The following is a 23,780-nucleotide window of genomic DNA, read 5'->3' on the forward strand; positions in this document are numbered from 1 at the left end:
AGGTTAGATAACTTCGTCACTGACGGTTCATCTAAACTCTCTTGTCAAAAATAAATAAAGGCCGGAAAATTCGGCCTTTATTTATTCCATCTAAAACGTATTAGGCTGAACTCTTCGCATTAATATTACCCCAAATGCCAGACTCAGTAACTCCTTGCACTTTGACCTTATCGACTTCGAATACAGGTTCTCTCCCTTTTGCTCTTTGCAGATGATAATCGGCCGTAACCGCCAAGATAGTGGGTGTAAGGCGCACGATGGCAATAACATTCACCACCGTCATTAAACCCAATGCGATGTCGGCAAGATCCCATACCTGTTTTAGCGTTGCCGAAGCGCCCCACAACATCATAGACAAGTAGCATGCGGTATAAATTGAACGGCCAACTTTATTGTCCAGATGGAATAAGTGTAAGTTACTTTCAGCATAGGCGTAATTAGCCACTACAGAGGTGAAAGCAAACAAAGTGATCGCCGCCGCGACAAAGTACACGCCCCCAGTTGCTAAATGCGCGGTCATCGCAGATTGCGTCAGCCGTATGCCTTCCATCTCACTGCCAATATCTATATCTGCCAATAGAATTATGACAGCAGTACAACTACACAACACGATGGTATCAAAGAATACGCCTAGCATTTGGATATAACCTTGGGTCACGGGGTGATTGGGAATTGGCGACGCACTTGCCGATGCGTGCGGCACACTACCCGCTCCCGCCTCGTTAGAATAGAGCCCACGCTGAATACCATTTTTGATAGCTGCGCCAAGTGCGCCAGCGCCCGCTTCTTGCAAGCCAAAAGCTGAAAGCAAAATATCTTTGATCATGGCAGGGACTTGCGAGTAATTCATCACGGTAATAGTAATGGCCGCAAGGACAAAGACTAATCCCATTACTGGCACTACCTTTTCAGCAAATCGTGCAATCGCTTTGAAGCCACCAAGAATAATAGAGCCGGCAAGGACTGTGATCACAATACCTGAATATAAGGTTGGAATATCAAACGCATTATTGAGCGCATCGGTGATGGTATTGGTTTGCATCGCGCTAAAGGTAAATCCATATCCCAAAAACAAGCAAAAGGCGAAACATACTGCAAACGCCCGACTTCCCAATCCCATGTGAATATAATAAGCAGGACCACCTCTAAACTCACCTTGGCTATCTCGCACTTTATAGACTTGCCCAAGTACACTTTCGGCAAAGCCTGTTGCCATCCCCAAAATGGCTATCATCCACATCCAAAATATCGCACCACTGCCACCAAGAGAAATAGCAACTGCAACACCTGCAAGGTTACCGGTTCCAACTCGAGCTGATAGCCCCGTGCATAACGCTTGAAAAGAACTGATCGTATTGTCATCACCCTGACTGCTGCCCCGTAACAGGCTAAACATATGGCGAAACTTTACAATTTGTATCCCTCGCAAAAGAATAGTGAACCAAAACCCTGCAAATAGCAGGATATAAATAAGTATCTGGCCTTCTCCCCATAAAAGCCCATTGATACTCTTAACTGCACTTTCAAACATAGGCGATTCCTGTTTTATTATTATTTGCCGTTTATCTAGGGCCTGTTGATCTTCTTGAAAGGTAAACAGGCCCTAGTATTATTTAACGGTTATTTAAATGGACTCCAGCAATCATACAACGCACCGAGCCACCTGCGGCTTCAATTGTGGGTATATCGATAACAACTAGCTTAGCTGACTTTTCAATGACAGCAATTTGCTCAGGCAACAACGCCTGATAAGCCGTTGTGGAAAGCGCAAGTATGCGCCCCATGCTTCCTTGCAACTCAATCGCGTTGCCGCAAAAATGTTGGATCTGCTGATAAGATAGCGCAATCAGGGTGTGGCCGCTTTGCGTAAAACGATTGATAAGCTGTGCCCGCTGATATTCTGGCACCATATCTAGGCATATCATGGCGAAATCGGTGGCGACACACATTAAGACATTGGTGTGATAAACAGACACTTCATTCTTATCATAGGCATTAAATATCTCTGCCTGTAGCCCCAACTGCTCGCAAACTTGATTAACTAACACGGCGTTGGTGCGCTTGGATTCTACCGCATAGGCCACTTTTGCTTGATGATCGATAACCATAGAGCCGGTGCCTTCAAGGAATATTTCTTCAGCAGTTAGATGACTATAATCGTTGATGTTTGTCACCTGATAGTGAGCACTCAGAAAATCGATAATATCGCGACGGATCTCCAATCGTCGATTCAAGGCGTACATAGGATAAATCGTTAACTGACCATCGCTATGGGTCGAAAACCAGTTATTTGGAAAGACCGAGTCTGGCGTGTCTGTGGAGGTATCTTCAAATAAGTGCACTTTCACGCCAGCCAACTCTAACGCTTGCACGGCGTTACTGACCTCAACATAGGCTCTGTTGTTAGGGTTGTTTTCACTGCATACTTGCTGAAATGCGTTATCTTGCATGGTTTGCGGGTTCGAAGTGAAATGGTGTGGGCGGATCATCACCACCGCTCGTGGTGCTTGAAATATCGTTGTCATACTGCACTCATTATTTGATTTGGGCGTTGTCTTACACAATATCAGTGTAACCACACCATAAGACGATTTAAATGCCAAAATCTTATACAATTAGTGCAATTTTCTATCACTTTGCTAAGTTGAATTATACAAATAGACTAATCATGACAAAAACCACAAAGCTGTACTATGACTCCTTACTTATATGATGCGCTTGACAAAGCCTTGATTGCTGAATTGCGCAAAGATGGCCGAGCAGCCATTTCAACTTTAGCCACTACGCTCGATGTGTCTCGCGGAACCGTACAAAACCGTTTAGATAGACTCATTTCCAGTGGTGCAATTCTAGGCTTTACAGTGCGGGTTCATGAATATATCGAGTCCGAGCTGGTGCGCGCTATCATGATGATAGAAGTGATCGGTAAATCCACTACTCAAGTGATCAATGCACTGCGTGGGATCCCCGAACTCAGTAAAATTCATACCACGAACGGGGCATGGGATTTAATCGCTGAAGTGCAAGCTGCTAACCTCAGTAAATTCGATGGTGTACTGAGGCAAGTTCGAGAGATTGATGGCATTTTAAATAGTGAAACCAGTATTTTGCTATCGAGTACGTAAAGCTCGATAGCGTTGTTTATCTAGATTAGGGTGATGAGTCGACAGTCCGAAATAATCTAAATCAGCCATGACACATTTCAACACTTAACCTAATTTACTGCTAAATTATATTGTCCCCTTCTTCTGGGCTTCGAGCGCGCTCTGCTTGCTCTCTGATCTCATCCGCATCGCTACTCACATCGTCAATATCCGCATCTACTGCACTTGCTGTGGTTTTGTTCTTTTGTTTCACAGGCGTTCTGCTACTCGAATTACTGGTCGCTTCTTTGTTTACTCCTTGTGTTTCAGTATTCGCAGCTATGATTATCCGCTCTCTAGCATCATCAGGCATGCTTATACCGTGTTCTGTAAAGCAATTAACGGTTTCTCGCATGAGTTGAGACGCCACTTTGATCGGGCTATGTTGTTCGCTATTGACCCAAAAATAAATGGTAAGATTGATAGTCGCGGAGCCTAAGGCTTCAAGTAGAACCTGAGGTGGCGGGTCGTTTAAAACCGCACTTTGCTCTTTAAGTAAGTCAATTGCAATTTGCTGCGTCAGGCGAATATCGTTGTCATAGCCAATACCAATCTTAAAGTGTCCACGTGTTTTGGGGTTGGCAGTAAAGTTTTTAATTACATTCTTGTAGACGGTAGCATTGGGTATTTGAATGTGATTACCATCGTAATCAACTAAGGTGGTTGCGCGGGCGGTGACTTTTTTAACGATCCCCAAACGGTTATCCACTTCAATAACGTCATCAATTCTAAACGGGCGTTGGACACTAATTAGCATACTCGAAATAAAGTTCTCGGCGATATCACGAAACGCAAACCCAAGAATAAGACCGACAAGCCCAGTACCACTCATTACTGCGACGGCAAACTCACTCAACCCGGCCAAGCGCAAAAAGATATAAATACCAAAAAATATGACTAACACACTGATAAAACGGCGAGTGACGAGATGTAATAATCGACTTTTACTGACATAACCTATGGGCTTAATCAAAAGATAAGAGATTGGCCGTGCTAAATAATAACAAAGCACAATAACCACAATTCCCAACGCCAAAGCAGGTAATAATTGCCATGCGGTTTGTAAAAAGTGCACAACCTGTGCGCTTAAACTTAGCGTATCTGATGTGCTCACGGCCTCAGTCACTTCGCGAGAAGCTGCCGCCTGAATCATATTAGTCATTTGATTTTTAATAAGATTATTGATTTCCATATTGCACTCTTTGGGTTTTTATTCATAAGGTCACGAGTTGACTAGTAGCAAATATAACGCCAAACGAGATTGGCAGACCTTTTGCTGTATATCACTTTAGATCAACAGGCCCAGAATTGATTTAGGAAAGACCAATGGCAGCTCATAAACATGGCTTTAATGCAGACAGGCCAAGCGATATTCCAGCACTCGGTTGGTGGGATGTCAGTAAACGGCTATACCACAGCTTATCCCAAGATAATTTATCTCTGGTTGCCGCTGGAGTGGCATTTTATGCCCTGCTGGCAATATTTCCTGCGTTAGCGGCCGTTGTTTCTATCTATGCCTATTTTTCTTCTCCTGCAGAAATGGTTGATCAGCTACTGCCGCTTATTGAACTCTTACCACCATCCAGTCAAGAAATTATGTTGCAACAACTCAAAGCGCTCACTCAAAAATCGCAGGCAAGCCTAAGTTTAGGTGCTATTTTTACCCTCTTTTTAACAATATGGAGTAGCAGTAAAGGCTGCCAAGCGTTGATCACAGCCTGCAACATTACGTATCATGAGCATAATAAAAGGCAGTTTTTACAAGCGCTAGTGGTACGCTTTTTGTTTTCTGTGGGGGCGATTTTCGTCGCGATTGTGGCGTTGTCTATTATCGGAATTTTACCGATTGTGCTTAACCTCGTAGGATTTACCACAGCACTGGACTCTGTAATACAGCTAATTACTTGGTCTATTTTAGCGGTACTATTTCACTTTTCCTTAGCGTTTGTTTATCGTTATGCGCCACATCGCAGAGCCGCAAAATGGCGCTGGATAACACTCGGCTCGTTTACTGCAACCGGTTTATGGATCCTGGCGTCATTGGGATTTTCATATTATGTCGCGCAGTTCGCTTCTTACAATGAAACTTATGGTTCATTGGGAGGCGTCGTCATTATGATGATGTGGTTATATTTGAGCGCATATATCATTATTTTTGGTGCTGCACTAAATGCCAGTACTGAGCTACAAACTTTAAAAGATAGTACCGTTGGACCAGCAAAAACCAGAGGGCAACGAGGTGCATTTGTGGCTGATAATTTAACGACAAGACAACGTAAAGAAAAGGAGCCTCATTGATAATAGCATCAATATTAATAGCTCACTTTCACGATTTAAATTTTGCTTAGATTACTCAGCAGCAAGTTGAGCGTCGCGACCAAAATACACTTATGAGAACATAAACCAAATAGCGAAAAGGTCAACAAGCCCTAATTCAACAAATTAAAATTAGAGAGGCTATTTATTTTTGCTTGATTAAAGTGCTCCCATGGTCCCACAATCGCCAATGTTGTCGTTGGTGAGTACACATTAACAAATAAAGTTTTGCCGTCTGGTGAAAAACAAGCGCCGGCGAGCTCAGTTTGCTTAGCTAGCCGCGCAAAATTATAGAGTTCTCCCTCTGGTGTTACACCTCTTAGGTAGTTATTTACAACATCGGAATACTGATCCTCACAAACAATTAAATGTCCTTGTGGCGACACGGTAAGATTGTCACCAAAGTTATAGAGAGACTGGCTAGTGCTTTCGACAAATAAAGACAACTTTCCTGGATTGAGGCGTTCTTTTTCTGTTCCCTCAAACTCAGATGGCTGATACTTCATGATTTGCCCTAGCTGCTTTTTTCCGCCATTGGTACAGCAAAAGTACAGCTCTTTTTCACCCCAATGGATCCCTTCACCTCGAGCAAATAGCGCAGCTCCACTTCGATAAGCACGGATCCGTAAATCGTCTTTAGCACTTTGTGGGTCGTCCAAATCTATCCACTCAACAGTAAACTCCTGATGAAGTGGCATCGCTTTTTTATTCCAATTTCGACTATCAAATTGCGGGCTTTCTTTCACTACCATCGCTTGTAATTTCCCTCCTTTGTGGAGCTTTGCCTTTTCGTTTGGAATAAAGCGGTAAAAAACGCTGTCTCCCCGGTCTTCCGTGAGATAAACAATACCTGTTTTGGGATCAACAGCAGCGGCTTCATGATTAAACCGCCCCATTGCTTTTAGAGGTTGTGGCTTAATTAAACCCTTTGCAGTCGCTGGTACTTCAAAAATATATCCGTGATCTTGTGTAAAACCATCATTTTTAGTTGCAGTTGTTTCTTCACAAGTAAGCCAACTCCCCCAAGGCGTTATTCCACCAGAACAGTTACGAATAGTGCCAACCAAGGATAAATATTCTTGTTCTTTTTGGCGTGTTTTTAGGTTATACACAATATGACTTGTGCCACCAGGAAGCGCGATGCCTGAGCCATTTGTATCAAAAGCAAGCTCACTTTTATGGTGACGAATACTGTCCTCGGCTTTTGCTAAATCTGTTGGTTTCAATTCATGATTGCGGATCAATGCAACCCGTTCTTCATCTAAAGCAATACAACCCATACCATCGGCTTTGTCAGGTACAGTAAAACCATCGGACATTTTATCTCCAAGGCTTGATACTATTTGATAACTGAAACCTTGGGGCAAATCGAGTAAACCATTGGGGTCGGTGATCAACGGTCCATACCCAGCTATCATTGTGTTAAAGTCTAATAGTGACACTCTGCCAAATGCGCTTTTAGAAAGGCCGATAAATGCGAGGGTGCCAGCCCCCCTTAAAAACCCTCGACGTGAAACCATAATTTCTCCTGCTGATCGTAGTCGTGTCAGTAATAATCTCGTGCTACATATAGATAAGATTTATGTTGTTGTAAAACTCAGTGACTTGTGTACCAGTGTGGCTTTAACTAACAGGTACACAATGGTTTAACCTGCTAAAACTAAAAATAGCCGCGAATACCAAGCGCGAAACTGCGTCCCGGACGAGGGCCTATATCTTTTAAGAATGAACTATGTACTCGTGCTTCTGTATCCGTCAGATTGCTCCCTCTAAGATAAATAGAGAGATCTTGATTTAACACAGAAAGATCATAAGAGATGCTAGCATCAACTAAGGTATATCCGTCGGTCGCGGTTTCTTCTGGTGCAATCCGGTCCTGCTCTTGATATCGAGTAATGTGGATATGTGCACTGAGATTATCCGTCTGATAGCTTAACTGCGACCCAAAGCGCAGAGGTGGTGTACGAGGTAAATCGCCGCCTTCTTCTAATCTGGCGCGCACAAAGTCAGAGAAAACATCAACTTTCAACTCGTCGCTCAATTGCCAAGCAACTTGCGCTTCAAAACCGTGCAAAACCACATCATCTGTCTTGAATAAATAAATAGGTAATTCGGAAGCATGATCGTGCTCATGTTCATGATTGTGGTCGTGACTATCGCCGCTCTCGGCGTACAACCCAGTTTCTATTTGATAGTAGTAGTTATCTACTTGGTTGTAAAAAGCATTAAAAATAAAGCCTATATCGCCTTGGGTTTTTCGCAGTGTAATATCAATATTGTGCGACTTTTCTAGCGCTATGCCTTGCTCATCGAGTTCAAAATGACCGTGCTCATCCATTTTGAACAACGCTCCTACCTCGTAAGTGCCAGTTCCTATGTGAGGACCAAAGGAAAATAACTCCGATGAAGAAGGAGCTCGTTCAGAGTGTGAAACAGATAACCCAAGGTTATAATTTTGCGCAAAGTCCCATACAAGACCCGAAGATAAACTGACAGGGGTAAACTGATGCTCAACCGCATATACCTTTGTTGCTTCTGAATCGTGACCGATGTGGTCATGCATTTCAGTATCGTGCGAGTGGGCATCAATACTCGGTAAAGGCACATTACTTGCGGTGATCTCCACTTGCTCAATACGACCACCTAACTGCACTAAAAAATCACCAAACCGCCTTTCCTCCATTACCCCTATCGCAAGTGTTTGGGTATCAGATGGCGGCGTAAACGCCTCACTACCTTGAGCCTCAACATCACTATGTTTGTAATGTAAGCTTACGCCACCAGTCCAAGCGGACAGAGGCTGATGTAGTAAATCAACTTTTAACTCATTGGTATCATTCTTAAATGTTGTTCCAACCATGCCGTGCTCAACTTCAGCATGTTCATACTCTGTAAAACCAGCACGCACATTCACTTTATCAAGCCAACCTTTGTTAAACTTGTACTCGCTTAATAGTTGCACTTTTGTTTGTGCTAAGTCCGCAAAAACCTGCTCTTCAGCCTCATGATGTGCTTCTTCATCGCCATGCGTATGTCCCGGAATGCCGTATTTGCGGTTAAATTTCTCAACAGCCACACCGACATAACCTTGGTCAAATAAGTAACTTGAGCCAACCGTAAAACCATTAGACTCTTCAGCACTATTTGCTACTTTATAGTGATGTTCACCACTGTTATTCCTTTCACTATGCTCATGAATTTCAGCAGGAACAGGTACTTCGTAATCATTAGATTCTCGCCAGAATGCATCAACATATAAAGCCACAGAACCAATACCCGATGTCGCATTAAACGAGGCTGTATTTTGGTCATCAACAGAGTTACTTTCCAGATTCCATTCTCCGCGAGTTGCATTATCGGTTGGAACTCTTGTATCGACGACGTTAACCACTCCCCCAATCGCACCACTACCATAAAAAAGAGTTGCAGGTCCCCGCAACACCTCGATTTGTTGAGCCGTTGAGGCTTCAGAGGCGACTGAGTGATCAGGACCAACTCTAGATACATCGCTGACATCTAATCCATTTTGCGTCACCAACACTCGCGGGCCACTCAAACCTCGAATAATTGGTGTACTCGCTACTTTGGCGTGGAAATTTGTGTTGACGCCAGGCAATTTTTCTAAACTATCCCCTAGTGTAGCAGTTTGCTGTCTACGCAATGTTTCACCTGCCAAAACACTAACTGGAACCGCAGATTCCATCGCCGACATATGTACAGGGGTAGCAACAATATCTATAACTTCTATTGGAGAACGATTTAACATTAGCATTGCGTTTTTAACGCCACCTTGATCCAGAGTGAGCGCCTTATGCAGATGAGCAAAACCAGGCGCTCTTACATGGATTTGTTTATTTCCAAGCCCAACGCCCGAAATTTGAAAATGACCATTGTTATCTGTGAGTACGCGAATATCAGTTCCTTCGACCTCAATTGATGCATTTGCAATCCCTTTACCAGCTTTATTGACGACTGTACCTTCTATAGACTTTGCTACAAGACTTGGTGGTAACAGTGCAGCAACGAGCAAGGGTATTGTTGATAGTTTAGACATAACGACTCCAATAAATGTTATATTGTATCAATTATGCTTGATATGTTATATTGTATCAATATCTAGGTGGATTATGTCGTCATTGCCGTGAACAAAACTCAACGAAACTTTATTCTCAAACAGGCTCAAGCAAAATGCCAATCGTTAGGGCTGCGTTTAACTGAAAAACGACAGAGCGTGCTAGAAATATTATTGCAAACAGTCGAGCCGCTATCAGCTTATGAACTTACTGACAAATACAATAAAAGCACCAACTCTCCTATTCTAGCAATGTCCGTGTACCGCATTCTTGAATTCTTAGAGTCAGTCAATCTGGCACACCGGATCCATTCTGCAAATAAATATATAGCCTGTAAGAGTCTAGATGGTGCGTGCCATCACCATCTATCCGTGATCTTGGTCTGCAGATCCTGCCATCAAATAGAAGAAATAGATTCTGTTCAAGAGGCTGCCAAGCATCTATTTAAAGCGGTAGAAAGCACTGGATTTTCAGCTGCAAATGCACGCTTAGAGTTGCCTGGCTTATGTAACCTTTGCAAAGCCAAACTTGACAAATAGGTCCCTATAATATGAAAAACACACTGATAAAAAATGCAATTGTGGTCAACGAGAATCAATCACAAGTATGTGATGTACTTATCGTTGAAAACAGAATAAATAAAATTGCAAGCTCAATAACTGCGCAGCCAAATGACTATATTGTGGATGCGACAGGTTATTTTCTACTCCCTGGAATGATAGACGACCAAGTACATTTCCGTGAGCCCGGCTTAACACAGAAGGGTAATATAGCCTCAGAATCCAGAGCTGCTGTGGCAGGTGGTATCACCAGCTATATGGAAATGCCAAACGTAAGCCCTGCGACTACAACCATTGAAGCTCTTGAACAGAAATACGCGATTGCGTCTAGAAGCTCGCTGGCAAACTATGGTTTCTACTTAGGGGCAACCGAAGATAATTTAGAACAAATAAAACGTTTAGATGCGAAGAAGTACTGCGGTGTTAAAGTTTTTATGGGGGCATCAACAGGCGATCTACTCGTTGAGCATCCACAAGCACTCGACGCAATTTTCAGAGAAAGTCCAACCCTAATTGTCACCCATTGTGAAGATGGAAGAGTGATTGAAAAGAACTTATCCATGTGCATAGGACGCAGTGGCAGTTTAACAATTCAAGATCACCCCATCATTCGTGACGCCGAAGCGTGTTATTCATCCTCTTCGTACGCTGTATCTTTAGCGAAAAAATATCGTAGCGATTTACATGTACTGCATATCACAACAGAAAAAGAATTGAGCTTATTCCCTTCAGGCGATATTCGCGACAAACATATTACTGCAGAGGCATGTGTGCATCATTTGTGGTTCAGTCAAGAAGATTACGCACTGCAGGGTAACCTAATAAAATGCAACCCAGCGATTAAAGCGAAAAGCGATCGTGATGCTTTGTTAGCAGCAGTGCGAAATAATCAAATAGATATTATTGCTACTGATCACGCGCCTCATACTTGGCAAGAAAAGCAACTCCCCTACCAGCAAGCACCTGCGGGTTTGCCTTTAGTTGAACATGCATTATTAAGCTTGCTCGACCATGTGCATCATCAGCGTTTATCTATAGAGCAGCTCGTTGAGAAAGTTGCACATAATCCAGCGTTAAGGTATCACATTGTAGATAGAGGCTTTATTCGCGAAGGATACTATGCTGACTTAGTGCTCGTGAACCCTCATCATGAAACACCCACTTGCCATCAGAAAACACACTATCACTGTGGCTGGACCCCATTCGACGGTCACCGTTTTTCAGCAAAAGTTTTAAAAACTTGGGTGAATGGCAGTCTCGTTTATGACGGCCAACAACCGCTTAATACACCCACAGCCGCTATGCCACTAATTTTTAATCGCTAGGGCATGTTTACCTTTCAAGTTTGTTTTTGCAGCAGTTTGATTGGTATTTGTACAAGGCAGAGCCTGCGTAGCATAGTTATTCTATGTGAGTCAGGCGAGAACACAGTAGAAATGCTAATCAAGCGCTGCCCTTTGGGTTCACCTGAGTGCGCTTTGTTCATTGTTGCTCAACTTTTGCCTAGATTACTAGGCGGCAAGTCGAGCGTCGCGACCAAAACACACTCAGGAGAACAAAAATCAAACAGCAAAGATCAACAGGCCCTAGAAACCTCGTCGGAAATAAATATGACAGTATCTTTACCTGATGTTGCCTCTGGGCAGCTTGCAACAACAGCCTTACCGCTAAAGTGGGTGGGTATGGAAAAAATTGCCATATCTTTAGAAGTGGAAATATCAAGCACCTCCTGCCAAAGGGTTAACGCTCTTGCAAATATTTTTGTTAGTCTAGATAAACCTGAGGCGAAAGGGATCCATATGTCCCGGTTATACATTCGCTTGAGAGAGATACTAAGTACGACTCCTTTGAATATTAAAACGATTGAAGCGTTATTAAAAGAGTCGGTTCAATCTCAACAAGGATTGAGCAAAGCGGCCAAGCTTGAGTTACAGTTTGAAGTAACCATAGATAAACCAGCATTGTTGAGCGATCAATTCGGCTATCAAAGTTACCCTATCACGCTTAATTGTGAGTATATAAACTCAGAGCTTAGCTACGAGTTATCACTTACTATTGCCTATTCAAGTACCTGCCCTTGCTCAGCGGCACTTTCTAGACAAGCATTAAGTGAAGAGATCGAAGAACAGTTTTCCCAAGAGATGATTTCAAAACACGAACTAATGACGTGGATAACCTCTCTAAAAGGGAGCATTGCCACACCTCATAGCCAGCGCTCTTTCGCTTACGTAACAGTAAAACTAACAGAACGGACGTTGCCACTCATTCCAAACCTTATAAAAGCGCTAGAACAGGCCATTGGCACCCCAGTTCAAACTGCGGTAAAACGTGAAGATGAACAAGCATTTGCGAAGCTAAATGCAGAAAACCTAATGTTTTGTGAAGATGCCGCACGACGAGTCAAACAATTTTTAGAGCAAAACACACAGTTTGTTGATTATTGGTTCAAAATTGAACACCAAGAAAGTTTGCATGCTCACAATGCTGTCGCCATTGATAATAAGTTTCCGGCCCAAAAACTGACTTAAGAAACACTTATCTGCCTAAGATGCAAGAATCATGATACCGCCATTATTATGCGATAAAACACAACTACAAACACACAATAGATACACTATAACATTACAACAAATACTGAGAAGTTTATGAAAAAGACCATCATCGCCGTTGCGATTTACTCCACGCTTTTTGTCTCTGGTTGTTCAAATTATACAACGGAGGTGGCATCTAGCGTGCCTAAGAAAAGTGAATCAGTCCATCACAATCCACTGTTCAACGCCAGTACTTTAATCTACCAAACCCCAATGTTTGACCAGATCAAAGATGAACATTTTATGCCTGCATTTAAGCAGGGTATGGCAGAGCACCTCAAAGAAATCGAGCGTATTGCAACTAACCCTGCAACGCCTACGTTTGAAAACACCTTAGTTGCAATGGAAAAAAGTGGTGCACTGCTAAAGCGAACCAGTAGCGTGTTTTTTAACTTAATAGGCACAGATAGCTCTGTAAAACGTCGTCAATTACAAAAAGAACTAGCCCCAATGCTCGCAGAACACCGCGATAACATCAATTTGAACGCCGCATTATTTGACCGTATAAAGTCGCTTTATGATAATCGCAACACACTCGAACTGGACTCAGAATCAAAGCGTTTATTGGATGTTTACTACACCAACTTTGTGCGAGCTGGCGCGAAACTAAGTGCTGAAGATAAGGTGAAAATTCGCAAAATCAATGAAGAGCATTCCTCTCTGACTACCCAGTTTTCACAAACCTTATTAGCAGAAACGTCTGCCATATCAGTAATTGTTGATGATAAAGCCGCATTGGACGGTTTAACAGAAAGACAAATTCTTGCCACTAAACGTGCGGCTGAAGCTGCAGGACATAAAGACAAGTACTTAATCGGTATTACCAACACAACTCGCCAACCTATTTTAGCGTCTTTAACCAACCGAGCACTTAGGCAACAGATTTGGCAAGCTTCTGCTTATCGTGCTCAGTCAGGTGATAATGACAGTACTCAAATTATCATCCGGCTGGCACAGTTAAGGGCCGAAAAAGCAGCGCTGTTAGGGTATAAAAGCTGGGCAGACTACGGCCTAGAAAAGCAAATGGCTGGAAACCCTAAAGCAGTTTATGACATGCTTGGCAGCATGGTGCCGGCCGTTGTTTCCAACGTGGAAAAGGAAGCAGCAGATATTAAAACGTTTATTCAAAGCGAAGGGCACTCGTTCGACATCAAACCTTGGGACTGGGCATACTACGCTGAAAAAGTTCGTCAATCTCGTTATGACTTAGACGAAACAGAAGTGAAAAAGTACTTCGAATTTAATAACGTCTTAGAAAATGGTGTTTTTTATACTATGAATAAGCTGTACGGCGTAAGTTTCAAAGCTCGCCCTGACTTACCCGTGTATCATCCAGATGTTAAGGCTTATGAACTGATCGATAACAATGGTGAAAGCCTCGCGATATTCTTTGCCGACTATTTTGCAAGAGAAGGTAAACGTGGTGGAGCTTGGATGAATTCATTTGTAGGGCAATCTAAGTTATTAAACCAAAAGCCTGTGGTTATCAATGTCATGAATATTGCAAAGGCACCTGATGGTGAACCAACCTTTGTAAGCTACAGTGAAGTGACAACTATGTTTCACGAAATGGGACATGGCTTACATGGGATGTTTTCTGACGTAAAATATCCGAGTCTTGCTGGAACCGCTGTTTCTCGTGATTTTGTTGAGTTTCCCTCAACCTTTGAGGAAGACTGGGCTGCACACCCTGAAGTTATCAGTAACTATGCAAAGCATTACCAAACCGGGGAACCTATCCCAAAAACACTGCTTGATAAAGTGATCCGCTCACGAACTTTTAATATGGGCTACGATACATTGGAGTACATGGCATCTGCGCTCTTAGACATGGAGTGGCATACAATTTCACCTGAGCATGCACCCACTGATATCAATGAATTTGAACAAGCGGCACTGAAGAAGCATGGAGTCGCCCTCGATTACGTTCCACCGCGTTATAAATCAGCATTTTTTGCGCACTCTATGGGAGGCGGCTATTCTGCTGGTTACTATGCTTATATGTGGAGTGAAATATTAGCAGCCGACGCCTATGCATACGTGCAAAAGCTCGGTGGCCTTAAACTTGAAAATGGCGAAAAATATCGTAAACATATTTTATCGGTTGGTAACTCAAGACCTGTAATGGACTCTTACAAAGCATTCCGCGGAAAAGAGCCAACGACTGAAGCGCTATTAAAACGCAGAGGACTAGCCCCTAAATAACACACTATTTAACCTGAGGTTTGGATAAGGAATGTTCCAACTCATTGTTGCTAAAGCACAACTTAGTTTTTTCCTTGTCTAGCCAGAGAGTTTTAGGGAAAACACCGCTTCCGCATCCTGCTCTCGCTAAGGTACCTACATCCTGTAGGCAAGGCGAATTTACGCACCAATAGCTGGCTATTGGAAGTGAATTCAACGCAGTTAGCGCTAAAACTAGCTGCTAGAAAGGCATTAATTATCCGCAGCTCAGGTTATTTAGTTTACCCAACCAAGAAGGGAAGCTGCAATGCTTCCCTTTTATCAATCTTATACCAGTTGTATTAAGTAAATGATCTATCTTGAAGCGGGAAAATAGCTTTAGTAGCAAGGCAAAAATTTTGCTATTTAGTTGTTCTAAATGAGAAATTTTTAACGAAGCTAATACGCTATTTCACCCTTAAAATTGATTAGAGAATTAATTCAATTGGTATTAAATACAATACCGAGCAAACAAGCTTGCAACGGTTGCAGCGGTTGGTTTGCCATGCTGCCAGTCGCCACCTTCAACGCCGCTACCTGCAATATCCATATGTACATACGGAATTGGCAATTCTGCATTACAACCATGCTTGTCTAAGCCACCAACAATTGCCAAAAATGCCATTGGAAATTGGTGACCACGAGCGGTAACCGCCGATGGAGCGTTGTTGCTCGATAGCACATCATCCGCAAGGGTGCGTGGTTTTACAAAGTCATAGTCTTCACGTCGGCTACGCGATACTTCAGCGCAATCTGCCCATAAGTCGCCCATGTCTGCAATCTTGCGAGACACTTGTGCCGCTCGTGCAGGACCATTCTCAACATAGGCACTGTAAGGGCCCATGGCGCGCGCTGCATGACCTGTCAGTGTTGCAACCGTAAAGATCTCAGGGTTTTTCTCACCCAGAGCTAAGTCTTTCGCTTCGCTGAGTAAGTCACCCATCGCCAAGCGACCTTCCGCATCGGTGTTACCAATACGAACGCGAACGCCTTCTCTGCTCTCAATGATTTCATCCGGCACGAAACAGTCAGAACCAATCGAGTTACGAACCACGGCAAGGTAAGCAATAACCTTAACGCCTTTTGGCTGATACTTAGCAACCGCTTCCATAAAACCAACCACTGACGCCGCACCGCCTTTGTCACGGCTCATGCCCGCCATAAAACCGCCCACTTTCAAGTCTGCACCACCGGTATCGTACACAAGACCTTTGCCAACAAAGATAAGGGTACGTTCAACGTCACCTTCAGGCTCGTATGCCATTTTTACAACTCGAGGATGATGACGTTCAACGGCGTAAGAGGCACGCGCTACCGTGCTTAAGAGTGGATACTGTTCATCCATAATTTTACGATCAGCGATAACCTCAACGTTTACCGCTGAACCTTGAAATAGCTCAACACAGTAGTCAGCAAAACGAGGCGGTGCCATGCGCTCAGGTTCTGTGCCACACAGATCACGCGCAGCATATTGACCAGCTGCGATTGCACTCAGTTGATCGCAGCATTGTGCTGACGCTTCAAAAACATAAATCGCTTCGATTGGTTCAATCGCTTCGCCACGGTACTCTCGAGCCTCTAATGGCTGCCATAAGCCTTGGCATGCACCTAAAAAGCTGACAGCACGCGCATTTTCGTAACGAGCATCGGCTGGCACATTTACAACAGCAAGCACAGGTTTTACCGCACCAGCCGCTTTCGCTTCTAAAATACCAGCCTTTGCCGCTTCAAAATAACGACGAACGTCATCGTAATCTCTGTCGAGAGGTCCGGTTGGCGCAATCACCAAGCGCTTGCCAGGTACTTTGTCTGAAACAAGCAGGCTTGCCTTTTGCGCAATGCGCGCATCTACAGCTAAAAATGGTGCAGCAACTTCGTCAAGCTCCGCACTGCCAAGGTTTTGAATATCATGAGTAACAACAACGATAGCATCTGCATCGCTTTCAAATAGGGTGTTACAAGGTAATGCGATTGGAAAAGACATAAAAACGGCCCTTTTCTATATTAGAATTAGGGCCGACTATAGGTGATTTGTGGTCAAGTTCCAAGGGAACTACGACATATCACGGGCTTCATCTGGTTTCGCTTTGGTTTTGCTGATCACAGACCAAGCTTCTAACATCACCAAAATACTGACCACCAGCACGATGACGTCAAGCACAACCAACAGCCAATTGCCTTTTTGGTAGTATTCACCTAGCTTGATCACTCCAGCAAAAAACGCCATCACCAGCACAAATACCATAGGGATCAAGGTGTACTTAGCGGGACGCCCTAGTTTGATAAGATACACTGAGATAACCAACAAGGTTAAGCTTGCCAAGATTTGGTTGGTTGAACCAAACAGCGGCCAAATCACCATACCACCACTACCCGATGCGCCACCAGCGCCAAAGGCGAGTAGCAAACAACATGCAACGGCCAACAAAGTCGCGATGATACCGTTGTTCAGGAACTTGATGTTATAGATCTCACCCCACTCTTGAATAATATAACGCTGAAGTCTAACGCCAGAATCCATGGTAGTGCCTGCAAAAAGTACAACCATAACGGCGAGTAAAGTTGATGCGATCTCGACTGGTAGTCCCCAGCCTGTACTGATAAGATTTGAGCCACCGTTAATAAAGGCTGATACACTGCCAGCACCAAGGTGGCTATAAATTTCGTGCCATTCTTCAGGTGATACTGCGAGCATCACACCACTCACGGCGACCAAAGTGATAAGTGCTAGTGAGCCTTCACCAACTGCACCTAAGTAGCCGACAAAACGACCGTCTTTTTCTTTGTCTAGTTGTTTTGAACTCGTTCCCGACGAAACAATACCGTGGAAACCTGATACCGCACCACAAGCAATAGTCACAAACAGCAAGGGGATAATACTCGGGGTGTTTTCTACCGTTTGGGTATTAAACGCAGGCGCAGTGATATCTGGCATGACAACAAATACCGCACCATAAAGCAGGATCAACCCCACTAACAGCTGCATGCCGTTAATAAAGTCACGAGGTTGTAATAGCATCCAAACCGGTAACAATGACGCTACGGCAGCATAGATAAACAGAATGATGATCCAATTGGCTTTGTCGCTTAAACCAAACATTTCGGTTGGTAAGGTAATCGGCATACTACTGCCCATATAAATGGTCGCGTAGAGCACAATAACCCCGATAATACAGAGCGGTACTAGCGGCACTTTTCGTTTCAGCAATTGGCCGATGATAAGTGCCACGACGATAGCAGACCAAGCGGGGAATACCGCATTTGGGTTACCCACGAAGGAGTTTGCGATCACCACGCCGAACACGGCATTTACCATGAGCAGGACAAGGAAGACCACTATCATAAACAATGAACGTGTGCGCTTGCCTATCACGCTTTCAGACAGTGCGCCCATCGACTTACCTTTGTGACGAGCACTCGCCCATAAAGCGCCCATGTCATGGACACCGGCAAAGAATATAGTGCCAAATACCACCCAAAGCACTGCAGGCACCCAGCCCCAATACACGGCGATAGCAGGTCCCACAATGGGCGCAGCGCCTGCGACTGAAGTAAAGTGATGCCCCCACAATACCACTTTGTTAGTGGGAACATAGTCCACGCCATCCTCAAGCTCATGAGCCGGCGTGACAAAGTTGTCATCCATTTTAAATATTTTTTCAGCAATAAATTTGGAATAGACAAACCATCCAAATAACATCCCTATGATGCCGAAGAGTACGATCATTATGGATTGCATAATGCTTACCTCTTATTGTTGTTTTAATTACACGCAGTTCGCGTGATTAGTTTGTTGCACGACAACTTCGAAGCTAGCACAAAATAAACTAATTGCAGTTATCTTTTAGTCTAGGTAGGTCTGAATTAGCCATCAAAAAGTCCCAGTTGAGCTTGTGTGTTAGATTTTTCATTTAGCCCTAAGTGCAAGCCCACGAGGCGCACGGGTTTAAACTTTTGCCGTGCCATCGCTTCAATCAATAGCTCTTCGAAAACGGGCAAATCAATATGCTGGTATTGGCATTCTTTGGTGGTTTGGGTGAAATCGTAAAACTTCACTTTAACACCAAGCTTATTAAAGCCACGCTGTAAATAAGGCTGTGCTCGGCGAGTCAATTCAGGTAACAACTTTTCTTTTATGACTTGTTTTAAGGTATCAAGGTCGAGCGTGTCTTCTGCAAATGTGGTTTCAACGCCTATCGATTTACGCACTCTATCGGTCTCAACTCGGCGCTCATCAATACCTTGACAACGCCGCCATAATACAGCGCCAAACTTGCCAAATGACTGGCGTAACTGAGTTTCAGACAGTGCCTTAATATCTCGGCCATACTCAAGTCCCATGGCTAGCAAACGCTGTTGAGTCACTCTACCTACACCTGGAATTTTTTTAAGAGGTAACACATCAATAAAAGCGCTCACTTGGTGAGGCGGGATCACACACTGACCATTAGGCTTGTTTTCATCGCTGGCAATTTTGGCTAAAAACTTGATTGGCGCAATTCCCGCCGAAGCCGTAAGGCCCGTTTCTGCAAATATATCCGCTCGGATCTGCTCGGCGATAAGCGTTGCACTGCCATTACATTGCTGACACTCAGTGACGTCTAGATAGGCTTCATCCAAAGACAGTGGCTCAATTAGCTCAGTATAGCGGGCAAAAATAGTTCTAATTTGTTGCGATATTGCCTTATATACCTCCATTCTCCCCGGTACAATCACCAGCTGAGGGCAGAGTTTTTTCGCTTGATAATTCGACATGGCCGAGCGCACGCCATATTGCCGAGCAATATAGTTAGCCGTGGATAGCACCCCACGATGACTCCGCCCACCAATCGCCATCGGCACCTTTGCAAGCTCGGGGTTATCGCGCATTTCTACCGATGCATAGAACGCGTCCATATCAATATGAATAAATTTACGCACGTCAAAATACTGTCTAAATAAACAGTGTTTATTATGTGCTAATTTTCCAATTGTTGCAATCTTGAACATAGGCCATAGTGTTCTGGGCTATACTTGTGTGGATGTCTGTTGCAACTTGCACTGCAAAACAGAGATAATGCTAACAATATCAATACAGTTCAAAGTACTAAATCCGTTACTTTGGCTATATTTAATCATTCAGCAATCAATCAGGAGCCTGCATGAAGTACTCACGACTTGGTAGTAGCCCACTTGAAGTTTCACGTATTTGTTTAGGAAGCATGACTTGGGGCGTACAAAACAACCAGCATGATGCCGACGAGCAAATCAATTATGCACTAAGCCGTGGTATTAACTTCATTGATACCGCTGAAATGTATGCGGTCCCTCCCTCACCTGAAACCTATGGTAAAACCGAAGCCATCATTGGCAATTGGCTAAAGCGGCACCAAGAAAAGCGCGAAAAGCTCGTGCTTGCAACCAAGATTGCAGGCAGCGGATTACCTTGGATCCGTGAAGGCGGTGCTATTACGGGACAATCTGTGATCCAAGCGGTGGACGATTCTTTAGCGCGCCTGAATACCGACTATATCGACCTCTACCAACTACATTGGCCAAACCGTACTTCACCGCATTTTGGTAAACAATGGCCTGGCATGGTGCCTTTGAGTGCGCTTGACCGCGAGGAAGAACGCGCTGGTATGCTAGATATTTTAGAAGGCTTAGCGAGCTGTATTCAAGCGGGTAAAATTCGCCATTGGGGCCTTTCTGATGATACGCCTTGGGGCATTCACACTTACCTTAATTTGGCAATGCAACACAACCTACCTAAGCCGGTTTCAATTCAAAATGAGTTTAGCTTGCTACATGCCAAAGATTGGCCTTACTTGATTGAGAGTTGCGTAAACGAAGATGTTGCCTATTTACCTTGGTCGCCGCTGGCTGGTGGGATGTTGAGCGGTAAATATTTAGGGGGTGCAAGACCTGAAGGCAGCCGCTTTACCTTAGTGCAAAGACAAGGCTTATTTAGAGATACGCAACTAGCACAAGAAGCCGTTGCAAAATATTTAGAAATCGCCAAAGAATTTAATATGACTGCAGCGCAACTGGCGCTAGCTTGGTGCAACCAAGTCGATGGCGTGACTTCAACTATTATCGGCGCGACAACCATGGCACAGCTTAAAGAAAATATTCAAGCGTTTGAACAACCGCTATGTGCAGAGTCTTTAGCCGAGATTGATACTGTATTTAAAGCGTACCCTGCTCCGTTTTAATATCTTCATTCGCGATACGCCGCTTTTACGCAGGCGTATCGTTTTGTAAACCCATTCTTGTTACCTAAATTGAAGTTAAAACCCCCATGCAAAGCTTAAACAACACCCCAGTCATTCCGCTTCAAGGCAGCTGCTTTACTAGAGAGACCACTCGCGCCATAGTCCTTAGAGGCAACGACATTCTTATGCTTTACACCAAACGTTATGACGATTACACCTTACCAGGTGGTGGCGTTAACGAGGGGGAAAGCTTAGAAGCAGCATTAGAGCGCGAGCTAAAAGAAGAAACTGGTGCAGTATCCATTACAGGTCTCACTCCTTTTGGTCGCTATGAAGAGTACCGTCCTTGGTATAAACCAGATCATGATAATGTACATATTATTTCTTATTGCTACGTTTGTGAGATCTGTGGCAAATTTGATCTGCCAACAATGGAGAATTACGAACTTGCTAATGGTATGAAACCTTTGTGGATTAACATAAATCAAGCCATAGCCCACAATGAAGCTAAACTTGCTGATGCAAATAACAAAGGGATGTCCATTTTGCGTGAATTAACTTTACTGAAACACATATCGGCGCAACTAATCACAGAATAATTCGTCTATTGAGGGAACATTTACACGTTGATTAAGCTCTAACTCTGCATAACTCAAGGATTAATAAGAATAATGCGGCCGCTCCAAAACAACCTAATTAGTTTCACCATTATCGGCTCTATTGTGCTGCATCTACTGCTCGGCTGGTATTTGCAGCAAAGTATTTATATCCCCTCAAAGCCTTTAGAAATTAAGGCAATGAAAACCTATTTGGTTATTGAGCCTACTAAGCCCAAGGTGGAGCATATTGAGACACCAGCGATAACTGAAGATAAGCCAGTAAAGGAGTTAAAACCGACACTGAAGGACGATACGGTTGAAGTACTAAAAACTGCGCAAACGGAACCAAAAAAGCCTACGGTTGAAAGTACAACCAAGCACATAGCCAAAGCAGCAGTCGTCACGCAACCTAAAAAGTTAGACCATCGCAAAGCAATCTCTCAATTTCGTCAGCAACTTTTAGAGCGCACTCCCAGTGACGTTGTACTCAGCCAAAACCAAAAAAAGCCGCAGCAGATCACCGTGCCTAAAGCGCATCAAACCAGTGCTGCGAGCAAGCCAAGAGAGCTACTCGCGTCCACACCACATTATAACGTCTACCGTGAAAATGGCCTGTGCTATACTGAGGTTAGACTCGATCCGAGTATTCCTACACCAGAGGGATTAAGTAATAACTGGCGTACTCCGCCTCGCCCTTGCGATGGCGGTGCCATTAAAAAAGCCTATGATGCCGCGATGAGTAAATGGCTAAACAAACGCTAATCTTGCTATCATAAAGCAAATTTATTGCTAAGAGTCCATTATGGAAAAAGTCACCATTTTAGTTGACGCTCAAAATGTTTATTACACCACCAAACAAGCCTACCAAACAGGCTTTGACTATAACGCGTTTTGGCGTAAAGCAACGGCTAATCGCGAGGTATATCAAGCCATTGCCTATTCCAGCGAACGGGGTGACGACAAACAAAAGCAGTTCCAAAATATCCTGCGAGCGATTGGCTTTGAGGTGAAGTTAAAGCCTTATATTCAACGTGCCGATGGCTCCGCAAAATGTGATTGGGATGTTGGCATTACCATTGATGCCATGGAGTGCGCGTCAGAATCCGATGTAATTATTCTAGTAACTGGCGATGGTGATTTTGATTTACTCGCGAATAAACTCAGAGATAAATACCATACCCGAGTCGAAGTTTACGGCGTGCCGCAGCTTACCGCCGCCTCACTGATCCGTGCCGCTAGTGAGTTTATTCCTATTGATAGTAAACTATTAATTAGTCGACGCAGGTCTGAAATACATCACGGCGATTAACACTGTCAGATACGTTCCTATACGACAAATAGTCCACCTCCATAGCCAACCACACAAATTCTTATGACTTGCCGTAAAGTAGTTTTATGGCACAGCTATTGCTTATAAAACCACAGATGTCATTTTTTTGATTTGGAGTTTTGTATGGAATTTGCGTTACTTGCTATTTTGGCTCTAGTGGTCGTTGCTTCCATTGTCGCTTCTAAGTACACCGATGTGGGTGGCAATCCTTATCCATTTAATCGTAAAGAATCTGTTTTTACCACCGTTGAAGCATCGTTTCTACATTTATTAGAACGTGCCGTTGGCGATAGATATAAAATCGTTAGCCGCATTAAGCTCATTGATGTGATTGAGTGCAAGCCGGGTATCTCTCCAAAAGCACGTCGTGCTGCGGTAACTAAAGCTAAGAATAAGCAGTTGGATTATGTCTTGGTAGACAAAGAGACACTGAAAATTGTTGCCGCTGTTGACTTGGTCAATAACGCCAATAAAAACGGCCATAAAGCACAAAAAGATTGGTTTGTAAGTGGCGCTCTGGAATCTGCGGGTATTCCACACATTCGTATGAAAATCAAAAGTGGCTACCAAAGCGCTGAGGTCCGTGCGGCAATCCTATTCAAGCTTGGCCAAAAAGTGGAGATGCCAAAGAAAACCAGAAACCGCACCTACAAACCTGCGGTACTGTCTCCTTCACAGGCAAAAGCACAGTCAACTCAGTTGGCAGAAATCTAGCAAAACGGGCGTCAGCCCGTTTTTTGTTTTACCTATC

Annotated in this window: 19 protein-coding genes and 1 pseudogene; 12 read left to right on the plus strand and 8 right to left on the minus strand. The window is 43.8% G+C overall.

Going from position 1 to position 23,780, the window contains the following annotated elements; genetic code table 11:
- Positions 1-100: 100 nt before the first annotated feature.
- Together L1271_RS16035 and ctlX are read right to left on the minus strand one after the other, a co-directional pair.
- Complete coding sequence (locus L1271_RS16035) at positions 101-1,531, minus strand: alanine/glycine:cation symporter family protein (RefSeq protein WP_235368281.1); 1,431 nt, start codon at positions 1,529-1,531, stop codon at positions 101-103.
- A gap of 82 nt (positions 1,532-1,613) precedes the next feature.
- Entirely contained in the window at positions 1,614-2,525 is a 912-nt protein-coding gene (gene ctlX, locus L1271_RS16040; RefSeq protein WP_235368282.1) for a citrulline utilization hydrolase CtlX, read from the minus strand.
- A gap of 168 nt (positions 2,526-2,693) precedes the next feature.
- Here ctlX and L1271_RS16045 point away from each other — a divergent pair, with 168 nt between their 5' ends.
- A complete protein-coding gene (locus L1271_RS16045; protein ID WP_010605995.1) occupies positions 2,694-3,125 on the plus strand; it encodes an Lrp/AsnC family transcriptional regulator in 432 nt (143 codons plus the stop codon).
- A gap of 100 nt (positions 3,126-3,225) precedes the next feature.
- Here L1271_RS16045 and L1271_RS16050 read toward each other — a convergent pair whose 3' ends face one another.
- On the minus strand, positions 3,226-4,335 hold the full coding sequence (locus tag L1271_RS16050) for a mechanosensitive ion channel family protein (protein WP_045962697.1): 1,110 nt from the start codon (positions 4,333-4,335) through the stop codon (positions 3,226-3,228).
- A 134-nt stretch (positions 4,336-4,469) separates the two neighbouring features.
- On the opposite strand from L1271_RS16050, the gene L1271_RS16055 reads away from it, so the two are divergent.
- The gene (locus tag L1271_RS16055; RefSeq protein WP_102057437.1) at positions 4,470-5,441 is read left to right on the plus strand and encodes a YihY/virulence factor BrkB family protein; all 972 of its coding nucleotides are present in this window, start codon (positions 4,470-4,472) and stop codon (positions 5,439-5,441) included.
- Positions 5,442-5,572: 131 nt separating this feature from the next.
- Here the strand turns inward: L1271_RS16055 and L1271_RS16060 are convergent, their stop codons facing one another.
- The gene (locus L1271_RS16060) at positions 5,573-6,979 is read right to left on the minus strand and encodes an alkaline phosphatase PhoX (protein ID WP_174169773.1); all 1,407 of its coding nucleotides are present in this window, start codon (positions 6,977-6,979) and stop codon (positions 5,573-5,575) included.
- Between the two features lie 140 nt (positions 6,980-7,119).
- Entirely contained in the window at positions 7,120-9,513 is a 2,394-nt protein-coding gene (locus tag L1271_RS16065; RefSeq protein ID WP_235368283.1) for a TonB-dependent receptor, read from the minus strand.
- An 87-nt stretch (positions 9,514-9,600) separates the two neighbouring features.
- On the opposite strand from L1271_RS16065, the gene L1271_RS16070 reads away from it, so the two are divergent.
- From L1271_RS16070 to L1271_RS16085, 5 genes and pseudogenes are all read left to right on the plus strand, one after another.
- Positions 9,601-10,071 carry a Fur family transcriptional regulator gene (locus tag L1271_RS16070; protein WP_235368284.1) on the plus strand — a complete coding sequence of 157 codons (471 nt, stop codon included), beginning with the start codon at positions 9,601-9,603 and terminating at the stop codon, positions 10,069-10,071.
- A gap of 11 nt (positions 10,072-10,082) precedes the next feature.
- Positions 10,083-11,417 (plus strand): dihydroorotase, encoded by a 1,335-nt coding sequence (locus L1271_RS16075; protein WP_010605989.1) that lies wholly within the window; start codon positions 10,083-10,085, stop codon positions 11,415-11,417.
- Between the two features lie 111 nt (positions 11,418-11,528).
- Positions 11,529-11,684 (plus strand): annotated as a pseudogene (locus L1271_RS24950) (GTP cyclohydrolase FolE2); the annotation flags it as partial.
- Between the two features lie 18 nt (positions 11,685-11,702).
- Positions 11,703-12,620, plus strand: coding sequence for a GTP cyclohydrolase FolE2 (gene folE2 / locus L1271_RS16080; RefSeq protein ID WP_102057884.1), 918 nt, complete (start codon positions 11,703-11,705; stop codon positions 12,618-12,620).
- A 117-nt stretch (positions 12,621-12,737) separates the two neighbouring features.
- Positions 12,738-14,888 carry a M3 family metallopeptidase gene (locus L1271_RS16085; protein WP_235368285.1) on the plus strand — a complete coding sequence of 717 codons (2,151 nt, stop codon included), beginning with the start codon at positions 12,738-12,740 and terminating at the stop codon, positions 14,886-14,888.
- 469 nt (positions 14,889-15,357) lie between these two features.
- Here L1271_RS16085 and L1271_RS16090 read toward each other — a convergent pair whose 3' ends face one another.
- From L1271_RS16090 to dinB, 3 genes are all read right to left on the minus strand, one after another.
- Entirely contained in the window at positions 15,358-16,890 is a 1,533-nt protein-coding gene (locus tag L1271_RS16090; protein WP_235368286.1) for a M17 family metallopeptidase, read from the minus strand.
- 69 nt (positions 16,891-16,959) lie between these two features.
- Positions 16,960-18,645, minus strand: coding sequence for a carbon starvation CstA family protein (locus tag L1271_RS16095; protein WP_010374688.1), 1,686 nt, complete (start codon positions 18,643-18,645; stop codon positions 16,960-16,962).
- Positions 18,646-18,770: 125 nt separating this feature from the next.
- The gene (gene dinB, locus L1271_RS16100; protein ID WP_442793308.1) at positions 18,771-19,826 is read right to left on the minus strand and encodes a DNA polymerase IV; all 1,056 of its coding nucleotides are present in this window, start codon (positions 19,824-19,826) and stop codon (positions 18,771-18,773) included.
- A 221-nt stretch (positions 19,827-20,047) separates the two neighbouring features.
- Here dinB and L1271_RS16105 point away from each other — a divergent pair, with 221 nt between their 5' ends.
- The 5 genes from L1271_RS16105 (at position 20,048) to L1271_RS16125 (ending at position 23,743) form a co-directional block, all read left to right on the plus strand.
- On the plus strand, positions 20,048-21,100 hold the full coding sequence (locus tag L1271_RS16105; protein WP_010605983.1) for an aldo/keto reductase: 1,053 nt from the start codon (positions 20,048-20,050) through the stop codon (positions 21,098-21,100).
- An 86-nt stretch (positions 21,101-21,186) separates the two neighbouring features.
- Positions 21,187-21,699, plus strand: coding sequence for an NUDIX hydrolase (locus L1271_RS16110; RefSeq protein ID WP_010605982.1), 513 nt, complete (start codon positions 21,187-21,189; stop codon positions 21,697-21,699).
- A 72-nt stretch (positions 21,700-21,771) separates the two neighbouring features.
- Positions 21,772-22,461 carry a hypothetical protein gene (locus L1271_RS16115; protein WP_102057445.1) on the plus strand — a complete coding sequence of 230 codons (690 nt, stop codon included), beginning with the start codon at positions 21,772-21,774 and terminating at the stop codon, positions 22,459-22,461.
- Between the two features lie 40 nt (positions 22,462-22,501).
- On the plus strand, positions 22,502-23,008 hold the full coding sequence (locus tag L1271_RS16120) for a LabA-like NYN domain-containing protein (protein WP_102057446.1): 507 nt from the start codon (positions 22,502-22,504) through the stop codon (positions 23,006-23,008).
- Positions 23,009-23,152: 144 nt separating this feature from the next.
- Positions 23,153-23,743, plus strand: a complete 591-nt coding sequence (locus tag L1271_RS16125) for a DUF2726 domain-containing protein (RefSeq protein ID WP_010605979.1) — start codon at positions 23,153-23,155, stop codon at positions 23,741-23,743.
- Positions 23,744-23,780: the final 37 nt, after the last annotated feature.

This window comes from Pseudoalteromonas sp. OF5H-5 (assembly GCF_021530695.1).
In the GTDB taxonomy this organism is placed as follows: Bacteria; Pseudomonadota; Gammaproteobacteria; order Enterobacterales; family Alteromonadaceae; genus Pseudoalteromonas.

Bases quoted from the DNA above. Each gene is read 5' to 3' on its own strand.
- L1271_RS16035 (WP_235368281.1), bottom strand. From the start codon at position 1,531: ATGTTTGAAAGTGCAGTTAAGAGTATCAATGGGCTTTTATGGGGAGAA.
- ctlX (WP_235368282.1), bottom strand. From the start codon at position 2,525: ATGACAACGATATTTCAAGCACCACGAGCGGTGGTGATGATCCGCCCA.
- L1271_RS16045 (WP_010605995.1), top strand. From the start codon at position 2,694: ATGACTCCTTACTTATATGATGCGCTTGACAAAGCCTTGATTGCTGAA.
- L1271_RS16050 (WP_045962697.1), bottom strand. From the start codon at position 4,335: ATGGAAATCAATAATCTTATTAAAAATCAAATGACTAATATGATTCAG.
- L1271_RS16055 (WP_102057437.1), top strand. From the start codon at position 4,470: ATGGCAGCTCATAAACATGGCTTTAATGCAGACAGGCCAAGCGATATT.
- L1271_RS16060 (WP_174169773.1), bottom strand. From the start codon at position 6,979: ATGGTTTCACGTCGAGGGTTTTTAAGGGGGGCTGGCACCCTCGCATTT.
- L1271_RS16065 (WP_235368283.1), bottom strand. From the start codon at position 9,513: ATGTCTAAACTATCAACAATACCCTTGCTCGTTGCTGCACTGTTACCA.
- L1271_RS16075 (WP_010605989.1), top strand. From the start codon at position 10,083: ATGAAAAACACACTGATAAAAAATGCAATTGTGGTCAACGAGAATCAA.
- folE2 (WP_102057884.1), top strand. From the start codon at position 11,703: ATGACAGTATCTTTACCTGATGTTGCCTCTGGGCAGCTTGCAACAACA.
- L1271_RS16085 (WP_235368285.1), top strand. From the start codon at position 12,738: ATGAAAAAGACCATCATCGCCGTTGCGATTTACTCCACGCTTTTTGTC.
- L1271_RS16090 (WP_235368286.1), bottom strand. From the start codon at position 16,890: ATGTCTTTTCCAATCGCATTACCTTGTAACACCCTATTTGAAAGCGAT.
- L1271_RS16095 (WP_010374688.1), bottom strand. From the start codon at position 18,645: ATGCAATCCATAATGATCGTACTCTTCGGCATCATAGGGATGTTATTT.
- L1271_RS16105 (WP_010605983.1), top strand. From the start codon at position 20,048: ATGAAGTACTCACGACTTGGTAGTAGCCCACTTGAAGTTTCACGTATT.
- L1271_RS16110 (WP_010605982.1), top strand. From the start codon at position 21,187: ATGCAAAGCTTAAACAACACCCCAGTCATTCCGCTTCAAGGCAGCTGC.
- L1271_RS16115 (WP_102057445.1), top strand. From the start codon at position 21,772: ATGCGGCCGCTCCAAAACAACCTAATTAGTTTCACCATTATCGGCTCT.
- L1271_RS16120 (WP_102057446.1), top strand. From the start codon at position 22,502: ATGGAAAAAGTCACCATTTTAGTTGACGCTCAAAATGTTTATTACACC.
- L1271_RS16125 (WP_010605979.1), top strand. From the start codon at position 23,153: ATGGAATTTGCGTTACTTGCTATTTTGGCTCTAGTGGTCGTTGCTTCC.